The organism is Caldimonas hydrothermalis, assembly GCF_056746695.1.
Map to the genome: position 1 here is coordinate 33,899 of NZ_JBWQXA010000012.1, position 13,465 is coordinate 47,363.

The following is a 13,465-nucleotide window of genomic DNA, read 5'->3' on the forward strand; positions in this document are numbered from 1 at the left end:
CGGCGCTCAGGCCGTGGCCGGCTCGGCCCTGGGCTTGTCGCTCTTGCGGTGGGGCTGGATGTCCAGCACCACCTCGCCCTGGGCGTCGAGGTCGACGACGAGCCGCCCTCCATCGACCAGACGACCGAAGAGCAACTCGTCGGCCAGGGCTCGCCGGATGGTGTCCTGGATCAGGCGCTGCATCGGCCGCGCGCCCATCAGCGGGTCGAACCCCTTCTTCGCCAGGTGCTTGCGCAACGCATCGGTGAAAGTGACCTCCACCTTCTTCTCGGCAAGCTGGCTTTCCAGTTGCAGCAGGAACTTGTCGACCACCCGCAGGATGATCTCCTCGTTCAGCGGCCTGAAGCTGACGATGGCATCCAGGCGGTTGCGGAACTCGGGCGTGAACAGCCGCTTGATGTCGGCCATCTCGTCGCCCGCCTCGCGGGCCGTGGTGAAGCCGATCGTTGCCTTGTTCATCGTCTCGGCCCCCGCGTTGGTCGTCATGATGATGATGACGTTGCGGAAGTCGGCCTTGCGTCCATTGTTGTCGGTCAGCGTGCCATGGTCCATGACTTGCAACAGCACGTTGAAGACATCCGGGTGGGCTTTCTCGATCTCGTCGAGCAGCAGCACCGCATGCGGCTTCTTCGTGACCGCCTCGGTCAGCAATCCGCCCTGGTCGAAACCGACATAACCCGGCGGCGCACCGATCAGGCGGCTCACCGCATGCCGCTCCATGTACTCGGACATGTCGAAGCGGATCAGCTCGATGCCCAGGATGTAGGCCAATTGCTTGGCCACCTCGGTCTTGCCCACGCCGGTAGGCCCTGAGAACAGGAACGAGCCGATGGGCTTGTCAGGCTTGCCGAGACCCGAGCGGGCCATCTTGATGGCTGCGGCCAGCGCGTCGATGGCCGCGTCCTGGCCGAAGACCACGCTCTTGAGGTCGCGGTCGAGGTTCTTCAGCCTGGAGCGATCGTCGTTGCTCACGCTGGCCGGCGGGATGCGGGCGATCTTGGCGACGATCTCCTCCACCTCGGCACGGGTGATGGTCTTTTTCTGCTTGCTCTTGGGCAGGATGCGCTGGGCCGCCCCGGCCTCGTCGATCACGTCGATGGCCTTGTCCGGCAGGTGCCTGTCGTTGATGTACTTGGCCGAGAGCTCCGCCGCCGCCTGCAGCGCCCCGAGCGCATACTTGACGCTGTGGTGCTCCTCGAAGCGCGACTTCAGGCCCTTGAGGATCTCCACGGTCTGCTCCACCGAGGGCTCGACCACATCGATCTTCTGGAAGCGCCGCGACAGGGCGGCATCCTTCTCGAAGATGCCGCGGTACTCGGTGAAGGTGGTGGCACCGATGCACTTGAGCGCCCCCGAGCTGAGGGCCGGCTTGAGCAGGTTGCTGGCATCGAGCGTACCGCCCGAAGCCGCGCCGGCGCCGATCAGGGTGTGGATTTCGTCGATGAAGAGCACCGCATTGGGCTGGTCTTTCAGCGCCTTGAGCACCCCCTTGAGGCGCTGCTCGAAGTCGCCACGGTATTTCGTGCCCGCCAGCAAGGCCCCCATGTCCAGTGCGTAGACGGTGGAGTCGGCCAGCACCTCGGGCACCTCACCTTCAGTGATGCGCCAGGCCAGCCCCTCGGCGATGGCCGTCTTGCCCACCCCGGCCTCGCCCACCAGCAACGGGTTGTTCTTGCGACGGCGGCACAGCACCTGGATGACCCGCTCCACCTCGTGCTCACGGCCGATCAGCGGGTCGATCTTGCCATCGCGAGCGAGCTGGTTGAGATTCTGGGTGAACTGCTCCAGCGGCGAGCCCTTGCCCTCGCCCTCGTCCTTTTCCGCCTCGCCATTGCCGGCCTGCCCCTCGCTGGGCTTGGCCGGCTCGGGCGGCTCGGACTTCTTGATGCCGTGCGCGATGTAGTTCACCACGTCCAGGCGCGTGACACCTTGCTGGTGCAGGTAGTAGACGGCGTGCGAATCCTTCTCGCCAAAGATCGCCACCAGCACGTTGGCGCCGGTGACTTCCTTCTTGCCACTGCCGGTGGACTGCACGTGCATGATCGCGCGCTGGATCACACGCTGAAAGCCCAGCGTGGGCTGGGTGTCCACCTCGTCGGTGCCGCCTACCGTCGGGGTGTTTTCCTTGATGAAGTGCGTCAGGCTCTTGCGCAGATCCTCGATGTTGGCGGAGCAGGCACGCAGCACCTCGGCCGCCGAGGGGTTGTCGAGCAGGGCCAGCAGCAGATGCTCCACCGTGATGAACTCGTGGCGCTGCTGGCGCGCCTCGACGAACGCCATGTGCAGGCTGACTTCAAGTTCCTGGGCAATCATGTGGCCTCCATAATGCACTGCAAAGGATGCCCCGCGCGGCGCGCGGCGGCAAGCACCATTTCCACTTTCGTCGCGGCCACATCCTTGGTGTAGACCCCGCACACGCCCCGACCCTCGTGGTGGATCTTCAACATAATGTGCGTGGCCGTTTCCAGGTCGCGGTGAAAGAATTCCTGCAACACCATCACGACAAACTCCATCGGCGTGAAGTCGTCGTTGAGCATGACCACCTGGTACATGCGCGGCGGCTCGACCCGGGAGGCCTGACGCTCCGCTACGACCGAGCCCTGGCCGTCGTCCGGCCGCGGCGGACCGGACGGCGGGGAGGGAGGCGGATTCATCGCGTTTCGGGGCATGGATTCATTCTATCGAGTCACGACCACCCTGTTGTCCCTGCGCCAATCTCGCCCCCCCTTCAGCGGCATCTGCTCACATTTCGAGACAAACCCGTCCAGTCCCAAACCTTGACAAGCCCGGAACGCCAAGCTGAGAATTCCCTTACAAAAGTAGCAAACCGAGGGGGAGTCCCATGGGAATGGGTACCGTCAAATGGTTCAATGACGCCAAGGGTTTCGGATTCATCGAGCCCGAAGGCGGGGGGGACGACGTGTTCGCCCATTTCACCGCCATCCAGATGGAGGGTTTCCGCACCCTCAAGCAAGGCGCCCGGGTGGCTTTCGACCTGGTCCAGGGGCCCAAGGGCATGCTGGCGCAGAACATCCAGCCGCTGGACCCGCCACCGAGCCGTGGGCTGGCGCGCGAGGTTGGCGGTGACCTGCCGGCGATGGAGTCGCAGGCCCGTCCGCCCCGTCAGCGTAGCGCGTCGCACGCCACCGACTGAGCAGCCCCGACGGCCGCGCGCGGGCGCCTCGCCGTCTCGCAGGGCTTGGGTCATCTTCCCGCCGGCGGCTGACAGGGTTGGCAGGCCGGCCAGCCGGATTTCATTTTGACACCCGGGTTCCGGCGGGTCCGAGGCCCCACGGTGCCGGCCGGGCCTCGCCCAGGCCCCATCGGGCGCCCCCGTCAGTCTCAGCCCACCTCATCCCGGCCTGCATCAGCGACAAGGCCCCCGACCCGTGTGACGGGCGGAGGCCTTGGACGGCCCGCCAGGGGCCAACGCGCGGTCTGGGCCGCGGGGGCTTCTTACATGTGGTCGATCATGACCTGACCGAAGCCCGAGCAGCTCACCTGGGTGGCGCCGTCGAGCAAGCGGGCGAAGTCGTAAGTGACCTTCTTGCTCAGGATGGCTTTTTCCATCGAGCTGATGATGAGGTCGGCCGCCTCGGTCCAGCCCATGTGGCGCAGCATCATCTCGGCCGAGAGGATCTCGGACCCGGGGTTGACGTAGTCCTTGCCGGCATACTTGGGCGCGGTGCCATGGGTGGCCTCGAACATGGCCACCGAGTCGGACAGGTTGGCGCCCGGGGCAATGCCGATACCGCCCACCTGCGCGGCCAGCGCATCGGAGATGTAGTCGCCGTTGAGGTTCAACGTGGCGATCACCGAGTACTCGGCCGGACGCAGCAGGATCTGCTGCAAGAAGGCGTCGGCGATGGCGTCCTTGATGACGATGTCCTTGCCCGTCTTCGGGTTCTTGAACTTGCACCACGGGCCGCCATCGATCGGTTCGGCGCCGAACTCCTTCTGGGCCAGGGCGTAGCCCCAGTCGCGGAAGCTGCCCTCAGTGAACTTCATGATGTTGCCCTTGTGAACCAGGGTCACCGAGGGCTTGTCGTTGTCGATGGCGTACTGGATCGCCTTGCGGACCAGGCGCTCGGTGCCTTCGCGCGACACAGGCTTGATGCCGATGCCCGAGGTCTCGGGGAAGCGGATCTTCTTGACGCCCATCTCCTTTTGCAAGAAGGCGATCACTTTCTTGGCCTGCTCGGACTCGGCCGCCCATTCGATGCCGGCATAGATGTCCTCGGAGTTCTCGCGGAAGATCACCATGTCGGTTTTTTCGGGCTCCTTCAACGGCGAGGGCACCCCCTTGAAGTAGCGCACCGGGCGCAGGCAGACGTACAGGTCGAGCTCCTGGCGCAGCGCCACGTTGAGCGAACGGATGCCGCCGCCCACCGGGGTGGTCAGCGGGCCCTTGATCGAAACGACATAGTCCTTCAGGACCTGCAGGGTCTCCTCGGGCAGCCAGACGTCAGGCCCGTAGACCTTGGTGGACTTTTCGCCGGCGTAGATTTCCATCCAGTGGATCTTGCGCTTGCCGCCGTAGGCCTTGGCCACCGCCGCATCCACCACCTTGATCATCACGGGCGTGATATCGAAGCCGGTGCCATCGCCCTCGATGTAGGGAATGATGGGGTTGTCGGGCACGTTGAGCGAGAAGTCCTTGTTGACGGTGATCTTCTGCCCGCCCTCGGGCACCTTGATGTGCTGGTACATGTCGCAAGCTCCGCGCAAAACCGAATGGAAAACTCGGGGTGAGGGTGTGTTTTAGACGTTCGATTCTAAGCCAGCGCGTGCCTGGCCGACGGGGTGCGCCACCGGGCCGGCGCGGTGTCCAGGCGCCATTCGCACAGACTCATCGGCACACCGGTGCGCCAAAGCTCATCCACAGGCCATGCCCCAGCGCCCAGGCCGAGGTGGCGGCCAGGATCGCGCCGGCGGCACGCACCGCCCAGGTTCCCCGGACCGCCAAGGCTTGTCCGCGCAGGCGCTGCCAGGCCAGCGCCACGGCCTGCAGGCCCAACGCGGAACCCAGCGCGAAGGCCAGCATCACCGCGGCCCCTTCGGCCACGGAGGACCCAAGGGCCGCCACCATCAGGGCCGAGTACAGCAAGCCGCAGGGCAGCAGCACCCACAGCAGGCCGGCAGCCAGCGGAACGGCTGCGCCGTGCGCGAGCCACCCTCCCAGGCTGGCGTGGCGCAGGCGCTGCCAGACGCGATGGGCCAGAGCGTCGAGCCAATACGGCTGACGGCCCCGCCACAGCAGGGCCAGCCCCAGCGTGATCACCGCCACATGGAACATGGCCCAGAAGGGCTTGAGCACGCTGACCTGCGCAGCCCCCCACTGCAAGGCCTGCACCGCGCCGGCCGCCAGCGCGCCAGCCGCGCCATAGCCCAGCAGGCGCCCGGCCTGGAACGCCCACAGACGCGCTCCGGTGCGACCGATGGCCAGCGTGGCGGCACCGCACATCGCCGTGCAGTGCACGCTGCCGGCCAGGCCCATCAGCCAGGCGCTGAACAGCAAGGCGGAGTTCATCCTCAAATGATGCGTGAAAAGCGCTCGCGGCTGCGTTCGGCCTGCAGGTATTTGTCAAAGACCATCGCAATGCCGCGCACGACGTACCACCCGGCCGGTGACACGTGGAGGCCGTCGGCTTCGATGCGCAACAGCCCCTGTTCGGCCATCGGCTCGAGCTGGGCCAGCTCGGCGGCGAAATAGCGGCGGAAGTCGATCAGGTAGGACAGCTCGATCGACTCGAAGGCGACGTGGCCCTGGCACATCAGCGCCATGATGACCGCCCGGCGTACGAGGTCGTCGCGGGTGAGTGCCAGGCCGCGCGCCACCGGAAACTGGCCCTGGCGCAGGGCATCGTAGTACTCGGGCAGGGTTTTCGCATTCTGGCTGTAGTGGCTGCCCAGCCGGCCGATCGCCGACACGCCCAGGGCGATCAGGTCGGAATCGGGCTGGGTGCTGTAGCCCTGGAAATTGCGGTGCAGCCGGCCCTGGCGTTTGGCCACGGCGAGTGCATCGGTGTGCAGGGCAAAGTGATCCATGCCGATGTAGTCGTAGCCGGCCCGGGCAAAGCTCGCGATGGCCGCAGACAGCATGGCCAGCTTGTCCGCCGCACCGGGCAGCTCCGCGGCCTGGATGCGCCGCTGCGGCTTGAAGCGCGCCGGCAGGTGGGCATAGCCGTACAGTGCGATGCGGTCGGGGCGCAATTGGCCGATGAGCTCCAGCGTGCGGGCAAAGGAGGCCGCGGTCTGACGAGGCAGCCCGTAGATCAGGTCGGCGTTGACCGATTCGATGCCGAGCTCGCGCGCGCGCTCGATCAGCCCGGCGACGCTGTCGAAGGCCTGCACGCGATGCACCGCCTTCTGTACCTCGGGATCGAAATCCTGGACGCCCAGGCTGATGCGGTTGAAGCCGAGGGATACCAGGCGGGACAGCCGCTCAGGCGAGACGGTGCGGGGATCGACCTCGATGCTGTACTCTCCGCCGGGTACCAGCCGGAAGGCCGAGCGCAGGCTCTGCATCAGCCTTGCCAGCTCCTCGTCGCTGAGAAAGGTGGGCGTGCCCCCACCGAGGTGAAGCTGGCTGACCGGCTGCTCACGACCCAGGGCGTCGACATACAGCCCGATCTCGCGCTCCAGGGCATCGAGGTATTCGGCCGCCCGCTCGTGATGGCGGGTGATGATCTTGTTGCAGGCGCAGTAGTAGCACACCGACTCGCAAAACGGAATGTGCACGTACAAAGACAACGCCGCCCGCCGCCCGCCCAGGGGGCCCACCCCACCCGCCCGTTGGGCCAGGGCCTGCTCGAGCTGGGCCGGCCCGAAGGCTTCGACGAAGCGGTCGGCCGTGGGGTAGGAGGTGTAACGGGGCCCGGGAACGTCGAAACGTTGCAAGACGTCGGGGGAGATCGGCAGGGCGGGGTCGGGCGTCATGGCGGCACTGTGCCAGAGCCATCGGCGCGGGACTTGATCTTGCTCAAGTCCCTGCCGGGGGGGCTCCTGAACAATCGGTTGCATTGCCTGAGGAGCATCAATCATGTCGCTCGACACGACCCCCGACACCGGCCTGGCGCCCTTCTGGGCCCCCTCGGCCTGCGCCACCGCCCGGACTTCGCGACCTGCCGGCGGGAACATCCGGTCCCGAAGCGTGTCTGGGGACGCCCAGGGGTCCATAATGAACGTCAAGGAGAGGCCGACGCGCATGATCAAACTCGAAACCCTCAAGGTCGCCTGCTCGAGCTGCAATTTGCGCGAGCTGTGTCTGCCGGTGGGCCTGTCACGCCCCAACCTCGAGAAGCTGGATCACATGGTGGCCTCGCGCCGCAGCGTCAAGCGCGGCGAGGCTCTGTTCCATGCCGGCGACCCATTCCAGTCGCTGTATGCCGTGCGTACGGGCTTCTTCAAGACACGGGTGTCCTCGGAGGACGGGCGCGACCAGGTCACGGGCTTCCAGATGGCCGGGGAGCTGCTGGGGCTGGATGCCATCAGCCAGGACCGGCACACCTGCGACGCGGTGGCGCTGGAGGATTCGCAGGTCTGCGTGATCCCCTACCAGCAGCTCGAACATCTCTCACGTGAGTTCACGGAGTTGCAGAGTTCGTTCCACAAGATCATGAGCCGTGAGATCGTGCGCGACCATGGCGTGATGCTGCTGCTGGGCAGCATGCGCGCTGAGGAGCGGCTGGCGGCCTTCCTGCTCAACCTCACGCAGCGCCTGCAGGCGCGAGGCTTTTCACCCTCCTCGCTGATTCTGCGCATGACCCGCGAGGAGATCGGCAGTTACCTGGGCCTGAAGCTGGAGACGGTCAGCCGCACCTTCTCGAAGTTTCAGGAAGACGGCCTGCTGGAGGTCAAGCAGCGCCAGATCCGCATCCTGGACGAGGACGGTTTGCGCCGCCTCATCAACCACAGCACCTGCTGAGCCGCGCGCGCCGGGTTCAGGCGCCCTCGCGCCCTCGCTCCGGCGGGCGGGCCAGCATCTGCATCATCGCGCCGGCCACAATGAAGGCTGCCCAGAAGAAAAAGAAGGCCAGCGAATAGACCGCCGAGGCCGAGAGGTCGACCGGGGCGCCGCCGAACCAGTGCAGGTCCTGCGGATCGACCATCGCGAACACCACCATCTCGACGACGCCGGCCATCAGGAAGGCTGGCCAGAGGATGCTCATCCAGGACAGTTTCATCGCCCGCTCGCCTTGCCGGGGGAAAGAGTGCGCCACCGGCCGTCTCATTCGCCTCGGCCCGGCAGGGCCGAGACGGGCGTGGCGGTGTGGTTGCGTGCCTGGTGCGCGGGCATCAGCCTGAGGTCGCCCTGCCCGCCAGTGCCAGCGCCGGAAGCCGCGGTCGCGGCGGGCCCGCGCTGCAGCACCGGGTCGGGGTGCCCGATGGCCAGGATGATCGTGACGACACAGGCGGCTACGACGGCCAGCGGCCCGCCAACCACCAGCCACATCGTCGGTTCACGCCACCACGGCGCAGCCGGCGGCCGGGGGTCGGGATGCTTGGCAAGTGGTCGGCGCATGGGATTCTCCTCGGGTGGGCCACTCAACGCGGCACCAGGAACGTGGATCGCTCATTCACGCTGCGCTCGGGCTCGTCGCCCTGGGCCAGGCGATCGATGCGGAACTCGATCGGACTGGAGCGGCCGCGCAGCGGCTCGGCATGGTGCGGCGGCAACTGGACGCGCACGGCCAGCCAGCGCGCGGCCGCACTGTCCACCTCGATTTGCGGTTCGGAGACCACGCGCAGGCCTTCCAGGCCGGACACGCTGACCCGGTATCGCTGAGGCTGCTCGAGCGCGTTCATGATCTGCAGACGATAGACGTTTTCGATGTAGCCGTCCTCGACGATGCGCGCCAGCGCCCCGCGATCGCGGATCACGTCCACCTTGAAGGGGCTGCGCAGCACCAGGCTGCCGACGAAGGCGGCGCTGATGAGTGCGAGGATGGCGGTGTAGACGAGCACCCGCGGGCGCAGCACCCGCCTGAACATCTGGGCCCGCGTCCAGCCTTGGGCCATGCCGTTCTGGGTGGAGTAGCGGATCAGCCCACGCGGGTAGTTCATCTTGTCCATCACGCCGTTGCATACATCGATGCAGGCAGCGCAGCCGATGCACTCGTACTGCAGGCCCTTGCGGATGTCGATGCCGGTGGGGCAGACTTGAACGCACAGGGTGCAGTCGATGCAGTGGCCCAGTCCGAGCTGCTTCGGATCGGCCTTGCGGGGGCGCGAGCCACGCGGTTCGCCTCGGGCCTCATCGTAGGTGATGATCATGGTGTCCCGGTCGAACATCGCACTCTGGAAGCGCGCGTAGGGACACATGTACTTGCACACCTGCTCGCGCAGGTAGCCGGCATTGCCGTAGGTGGCCAAGCCGTAGAAAAGGATCCAGAACCATTCCCAGGGCCCCAGGCCCAGGCTGAGGACCGACGCGCCGAGCTCCCGGATCGGCGTGAAGTAGCCGACGAAGGTGAAGCCGGTCCACAGGCCGATGGCGATCCACACGGCCTGCTTGGCGGTCTTGCGCCAGAGCTTTTCGAGGGTCCATGGGCCCTGGTCGAGCCGCATGCGCGCGGTGCGGTCGCCCTCGATCCTGCGCTCCACCCACATGTAGATCTCGGTGTACACCGTCTGCGGGCAGGCATAGCCGCACCACAGTCGCCCGCCCACCGCCGTGAAGAGGAACAGCGCGTAGGCGCTGATGATCAGCAGCGCCGCGAGGTAGATGAAGTCCTGAGGGTACAGGACCAGTCCGAAGATGTAGAAGCGCCGTGCAGCCAGGTCGAAGAGCACCGCCTGTCGTTCGTTCCATTCCAGCCAGGGCAGCCCATAAAAGACGAGCTGGGTGATCCACACCAGCGCCCAGCGCCACGCGGCAAACCAGCCGTGGACGGCGCGGGCGTAGATCTTCTCCTGCTTCTGGTACAGCGACACCATCTGGCTGGCGGCGTCGCCGTCCTCGGGCGCGGGCTGGATCGGGATGACCCGTGATTCGGTGCTGCTCAAGGAAGGGAACCGTCGATGCGAGGGGTCAGCGGGATGAGGCGGCGCCGGTGCGTGACAGGCCCCAGACGTAAGCGGCCAGCACGTGAATCTGCGGCTCGGTGAGTTTGCCGGCATGCGGCGGCATCACATTGGTCTTGCCGTTGGTGATGATGTTCATGATGGCCTGCTCTCCCCAGCCGTGCAGCCAGATGCGGTCGGTGAGGTTGGGGGCCCCCATGGTGGGGTTGCCCTTGCCGTCGGCGCCGTGGCAGGCAGCGCACACGCCAAACTTGGCGCGGCCGAGCTGGGCGGCGATGGGGTCGTGCGGGCTGCCCGACAGGCTCATCACGTAGTGGGCCACGTTGCGCACGTTCTCGCCGCCGCCCACGGCCTGCCCCATCGGGGGCATCACCCCCGTGCGGCCCTGGGCGATGGTGGTCTTGATGGCCTCATGCGAGCCTCCCCACAGCCAGTCCCCATCGGTGAGGTTGGGGAAGCCCCGACTGCCGCGGGCGTCAGACCCGTGGCACTGGGCGCACCAGTTCACGTACAGGCGCTCGCCGATGCCCATGGCCTGCGGATCGGCCACAAGTGCCTCGGCCTCCTTGCCTTCGAACTGGGCATACACGGGCTCGAGCTGGGCTGTTGCCTTGGCCATCTCGCTCTCGTACTGGCCGGCCTGCGACCAGCCCCAGGTGCCCGGGTAGCTGCCCAGGCCCGGATAGAAGACCAGATAGACCGCCGAGAACACGATGGTGATGACGAACAGACCCATCCACCAGCGCGGCAGAGGATTGTTCAGCTCCTTGAGGTCGCCGTCCCAGACATGGCCGGTCGTGTTGTCATGGGCCATGACCTTGCGCTTGGACGCCACCAGCAGCAGCACCAGGCAGGCGACGATGCTGACGATGGTGGTGACGGCGATGAAGGTCGACCAGCCGTCGTTGAAGAAATCGCTCATGTTGACGTCCCGGCTTGGGCTATTCGGATTGGAAGGGCAGTCGGGCGGCCTCGTCGAAGCGCTCCCGGTTGCGGCGGGCATAGGCCCAGCCGCAGATGCCGATGAAGGTCAGTAGCGACACCACCGTCACGATGATGCGCAGGTCGTTCACGTCGATGTCCATCGTCGGTCCCTCACTTCATGGCGGTGCCGAGCACCTGGAGGTAGGCGATCACGGCATCCATCTCGGTCTTGCCCTTGAGCTCGTCGCTCGACTTGGCAATTTCCTCATCGCTGTAGGGCACGCCCAGGCGGCGCAGGGCGCGCATGCGAGGCGCAGCGTCCTGGGGGTCGAGCACGGTCTTGTCCAGCCAGGGGTAAGCAGGCATGTTGGACTCGGGCACCAGGTCGCGCGGGTTGATCAGGTGGATGCGGTGCCATTCGTCGCTGTAGCGGCCGCCCACGCGGTGCAGGTCGGGGCCGGTGCGCTTGCTGCCCCACTGGAAGGGGTGGTCGTAGACGAACTCGCCGGCCGTGGAGTACGGACCGTAGCGCAGCGTCTCGGCGCGGAAAGGGCGCACCATCTGCGAGTGGCAGCCATAGCAGCCCTCGCGGACGTAGATGTCGCGGCCCACCAGTTGCAGCGGGGTGTAGGGCTTCAGGCCCTCGACCGCCTGGGTGGTGGAGCGCTGGAAGAACAGCGGCACGATCTCGACCAGGCCGCCGACCGACACCACCAGGATGATCAGCACGATCATCAGGAAGTTGTTGGTCTCGATTCTTTCGTGGGTGAAGAAGCCGGGCTTGTTGTGGGAGTCAGCCATGATGATTCCTTGTTCTCTTGGGTCCGGGCCTCAGGCCGCCGCAGGCTTCATCGCCGGAATGGCGACCTCGGACGGACGGCCGTTGCGCACGGTCATCACCACGTTCCAGGCCATCACGCCCATGCCGGCGAGGTAGAGGATGCCGCCCAGCAGCCGGATCACGTAGAAGGGATAGGTGGCCTTCACGCTTTCGACGAAGCTGTAGGTGAGCGTGCCGTCGGGGTTGACGGCGCGCCACATCAGGCCCTGCATGACGCCGGCGATCCACATCGCCGCGATGTAGAGCACGATGCCAATGGTGGCGATCCAGAAGTGCAGCTCGATGGCGCGCACGCTGTACATCTGCTTGCGGCCGAACAGGCGCGGCACGAGGTAATACAACGAGCCCATCGTGATCAGGCCCACCCAACCCAACGCGCCGGAGTGCACGTGACCCACCGTCCAGTCGGTGTAGTGGCTCAGTGCATTGACGGTCTTGATCGACATCATCGGGCCCTCGAAGGTGCTCATGCCGTAGAAAGACAGCGAGACGATCAGGAACTTCAGAATGGGGTCGTCACGCAGCTTGTGCCAGGCTCCCGAGAGGGTCATGATCCCGTTGATCATGCCGCCCCAGCTGGGCGCCAGCAGGATGAGCGAGAACAACATGCCCACGCTTTGCGCCCAGTCGGGCAGCGCGGTGTAGTGCAGATGGTGGGGGCCCGCCCACATGTAGGTGAAGATCAGGGCCCAGAAGTGCACGATGGACAGTCGGTAGCTGTACACCGGGCGCTCGGCCTGCTTGGGGATGAAGTAGTACATCATCCCGAGGAAGCCGGCCGTCAGGAAGAAGCCCACGGCGTTGTGGCCGTACCACCACTGCACCATGGCGTCTTGCACGCCAGCGTACGCCGAATAGCTCTTCATGAAACTCACCGGCATGGCCGCGCTGTTGACCAGGTGCAGCAAGGCCACGGCCAGGATGAAGCCGCCGAAGAACCAGTTGGCCACATAGATGTGGCGCACCTTGCGGATGCCGATGGTGCCGAAGAACACCACGGCGTAGGCCACCCACACCAGGGTGATGAGGATGTCGATCGGCCATTCCAGCTCGGCGTATTCCTTGCCGCTGGTGTAGCCCAGGGGCAGCGAGACCGCCGCGGCCACGATGACGGCCTGCCAGCCCCAGAAGGTGAAGGCCGCCAGCTTGTCGGAGATCAGCCGCACCTGGCAGGTGCGCTGCACGATGTAGTAGCTGGTGGCGAACAGTGCGCTGCCGCCGAAGGCAAAGATCACTGCATTGGTGTGCAGCGGACGCAGCCGGCCGTAGCTGAGCCAGGGGATGCCGAAGTTCAGTTCCGGCCAGGCCAGTTGGGCGGCAATCCACACGCCCACCAGCATCCCGACCACGCCCCACACGATGGCGGCAATGGAAAACTGCCGCACCACGGTGTCGTTGTAGTTCGCCGCCTGGGCCGCGGAGAACGTCGATGAAGAAGACATGAGGCCTCTCTCCTGGAAGTCAGTAGGGTCATTGTTCCGGACGGATCGTTGCCGCAGCTTGATCGGCATCAACCGCCTTCGTGGCAGGGGGCGCGTCATCCCAGAGGATGCGTTCGCCTTCGCGCTCCACGTTGTCGAACTGGCCGCTGTGCAGGGCCCAGGCAAACAGGCCCAGGATGAGCAGCACCAGCACGACCGACAGGGGCACGAGGAGGTAAAGGATGTCCATGGC

Annotated in this window: 15 protein-coding genes; 2 read left to right on the forward strand and 13 right to left on the reverse strand. The window is 66.0% G+C overall.

The features are described 5' to 3' along the window. Positions 1–6: 6 nt before the first annotated feature. Positions 7–2,313: an ATP-dependent Clp protease ATP-binding subunit ClpA gene (gene clpA / locus AC1ECW_RS14055; protein ID WP_481202077.1), complete on the reverse strand. Its 2,307-nt coding sequence runs from the start codon at positions 2,311–2,313 to the stop codon at positions 7–9. Further along, complete coding sequence (clpS, locus tag AC1ECW_RS14060) at positions 2,310–2,669, reverse strand: ATP-dependent Clp protease adapter ClpS (protein ID WP_409704607.1); 360 nt, start codon at positions 2,667–2,669, stop codon at positions 2,310–2,312. The genes clpA and clpS overlap by 4 nt, the downstream gene beginning before the upstream one ends. 179 nt (positions 2,670–2,848) lie before the next feature. Here clpS and AC1ECW_RS14065 point away from each other — a divergent pair, with 179 nt between their 5' ends. Then, a complete protein-coding gene (locus AC1ECW_RS14065) occupies positions 2,849–3,154 on the forward strand; it encodes a cold-shock protein (RefSeq protein ID WP_481202078.1) in 306 nt (101 codons plus the stop codon). A gap of 302 nt (positions 3,155–3,456) precedes the next feature. On the opposite strand, the gene icd is transcribed toward AC1ECW_RS14065, so the two are convergent. The 3 genes from icd to hemN all read right to left on the reverse strand — a co-directional run bounded on the left by icd (position 3,457) and on the right by hemN (position 6,939). Beyond that, a complete protein-coding gene (gene icd / locus AC1ECW_RS14070; protein ID WP_409704611.1) occupies positions 3,457–4,710 on the reverse strand; it encodes an NADP-dependent isocitrate dehydrogenase in 1,254 nt (417 codons plus the stop codon). A 139-nt stretch (positions 4,711–4,849) separates the two neighbouring features. Continuing rightward, positions 4,850–5,530: a sulfite exporter TauE/SafE family protein gene (locus tag AC1ECW_RS14075; RefSeq protein WP_481202079.1), complete on the reverse strand. Its 681-nt coding sequence runs from the start codon at positions 5,528–5,530 to the stop codon at positions 4,850–4,852. A 2-nt stretch (positions 5,531–5,532) separates the two neighbouring features. Beyond that, the gene (gene hemN / locus AC1ECW_RS14080) at positions 5,533–6,939 is read right to left on the reverse strand and encodes an oxygen-independent coproporphyrinogen III oxidase (RefSeq protein ID WP_481202080.1); all 1,407 of its coding nucleotides are present in this window, start codon (positions 6,937–6,939) and stop codon (positions 5,533–5,535) included. A 241-nt stretch (positions 6,940–7,180) separates the two neighbouring features. Between hemN and fnr the strand changes: the two genes are divergently transcribed. Further along, a complete protein-coding gene (gene fnr, locus AC1ECW_RS14085) occupies positions 7,181–7,927 on the forward strand; it encodes a fumarate/nitrate reduction transcriptional regulator Fnr (RefSeq protein ID WP_409704617.1) in 747 nt (248 codons plus the stop codon). A 16-nt stretch (positions 7,928–7,943) separates the two neighbouring features. Here fnr and AC1ECW_RS14090 read toward each other — a convergent pair whose 3' ends face one another. The 8 genes from AC1ECW_RS14090 to ccoS all read right to left on the reverse strand — a co-directional run bounded on the left by AC1ECW_RS14090 (position 7,944) and on the right by ccoS (position 13,462). Then, on the reverse strand, positions 7,944–8,186 hold the full coding sequence (locus AC1ECW_RS14090; protein WP_409704619.1) for a hypothetical protein: 243 nt from the start codon (positions 8,184–8,186) through the stop codon (positions 7,944–7,946). A 44-nt stretch (positions 8,187–8,230) separates the two neighbouring features. Beyond that, entirely contained in the window at positions 8,231–8,524 is a 294-nt protein-coding gene (locus AC1ECW_RS14095; RefSeq protein ID WP_409704621.1) for a hypothetical protein, read from the reverse strand. A gap of 23 nt (positions 8,525–8,547) precedes the next feature. Next, positions 8,548–9,939 (reverse strand): cytochrome c oxidase accessory protein CcoG, encoded by a 1,392-nt coding sequence (ccoG, locus tag AC1ECW_RS14100; protein WP_409704635.1) that lies wholly within the window; start codon positions 9,937–9,939, stop codon positions 8,548–8,550. Positions 9,940–10,033: 94 nt separating this feature from the next. Then, positions 10,034–10,948, reverse strand: a complete 915-nt coding sequence (ccoP, locus tag AC1ECW_RS14105) for a cytochrome-c oxidase, cbb3-type subunit III (protein ID WP_481202081.1) — start codon at positions 10,946–10,948, stop codon at positions 10,034–10,036. Between the two features lie 19 nt (positions 10,949–10,967). Then, a complete protein-coding gene (locus tag AC1ECW_RS14110; protein ID WP_409704637.1) occupies positions 10,968–11,105 on the reverse strand; it encodes a cbb3-type cytochrome oxidase subunit 3 in 138 nt (45 codons plus the stop codon). A 16-nt stretch (positions 11,106–11,121) separates the two neighbouring features. After that, the gene (gene ccoO, locus AC1ECW_RS14115) at positions 11,122–11,751 is read right to left on the reverse strand and encodes a cytochrome-c oxidase, cbb3-type subunit II (RefSeq protein WP_481202082.1); all 630 of its coding nucleotides are present in this window, start codon (positions 11,749–11,751) and stop codon (positions 11,122–11,124) included. Positions 11,752–11,781: 30 nt separating this feature from the next. Beyond that, positions 11,782–13,233 (reverse strand): cytochrome-c oxidase, cbb3-type subunit I, encoded by a 1,452-nt coding sequence (ccoN, locus tag AC1ECW_RS14120; protein WP_409704627.1) that lies wholly within the window; start codon positions 13,231–13,233, stop codon positions 11,782–11,784. A gap of 28 nt (positions 13,234–13,261) precedes the next feature. Further along, on the reverse strand, positions 13,262–13,462 hold the full coding sequence (gene ccoS, locus AC1ECW_RS14125; RefSeq protein ID WP_481202083.1) for a cbb3-type cytochrome oxidase assembly protein CcoS: 201 nt from the start codon (positions 13,460–13,462) through the stop codon (positions 13,262–13,264). Between the last annotated feature and the right edge of the window lie 3 nt (positions 13,463–13,465).

What these genes read in the sequence shown, in the direction of transcription:
- clpA (WP_481202077.1), bottom strand. Translation starts at nt 2,313, where the DNA reads ATGATTGCCCAGGAACTTGAAGTCAGCCTGCACATGGCGTTCGTCGAG.
- clpS (WP_409704607.1), bottom strand. Translation starts at nt 2,669, where the DNA reads ATGCCCCGAAACGCGATGAATCCGCCTCCCTCCCCGCCGTCCGGTCCG.
- AC1ECW_RS14065 (WP_481202078.1), top strand. Translation starts at nt 2,849, where the DNA reads ATGGGTACCGTCAAATGGTTCAATGACGCCAAGGGTTTCGGATTCATC.
- icd (WP_409704611.1), bottom strand. Translation starts at nt 4,710, where the DNA reads ATGTACCAGCACATCAAGGTGCCCGAGGGCGGGCAGAAGATCACCGTC.
- AC1ECW_RS14075 (WP_481202079.1), bottom strand. Translation starts at nt 5,530, where the DNA reads ATGAACTCCGCCTTGCTGTTCAGCGCCTGGCTGATGGGCCTGGCCGGC.
- hemN (WP_481202080.1), bottom strand. Translation starts at nt 6,939, where the DNA reads ATGACGCCCGACCCCGCCCTGCCGATCTCCCCCGACGTCTTGCAACGT.
- fnr (WP_409704617.1), top strand. Translation starts at nt 7,181, where the DNA reads ATGAACGTCAAGGAGAGGCCGACGCGCATGATCAAACTCGAAACCCTC.
- AC1ECW_RS14090 (WP_409704619.1), bottom strand. Translation starts at nt 8,186, where the DNA reads ATGAAACTGTCCTGGATGAGCATCCTCTGGCCAGCCTTCCTGATGGCC.
- AC1ECW_RS14095 (WP_409704621.1), bottom strand. Translation starts at nt 8,524, where the DNA reads ATGCGCCGACCACTTGCCAAGCATCCCGACCCCCGGCCGCCGGCTGCG.
- ccoG (WP_409704635.1), bottom strand. Translation starts at nt 9,939, where the DNA reads ATGGTGTCGCTGTACCAGAAGCAGGAGAAGATCTACGCCCGCGCCGTC.
- ccoP (WP_481202081.1), bottom strand. Translation starts at nt 10,948, where the DNA reads ATGAGCGATTTCTTCAACGACGGCTGGTCGACCTTCATCGCCGTCACC.
- ccoO (WP_481202082.1), bottom strand. Translation starts at nt 11,751, where the DNA reads ATGGCTGACTCCCACAACAAGCCCGGCTTCTTCACCCACGAAAGAATC.
- ccoN (WP_409704627.1), bottom strand. Translation starts at nt 13,233, where the DNA reads ATGTCTTCTTCATCGACGTTCTCCGCGGCCCAGGCGGCGAACTACAAC.
- ccoS (WP_481202083.1), bottom strand. Translation starts at nt 13,462, where the DNA reads ATGGACATCCTTTACCTCCTCGTGCCCCTGTCGGTCGTGCTGGTGCTG.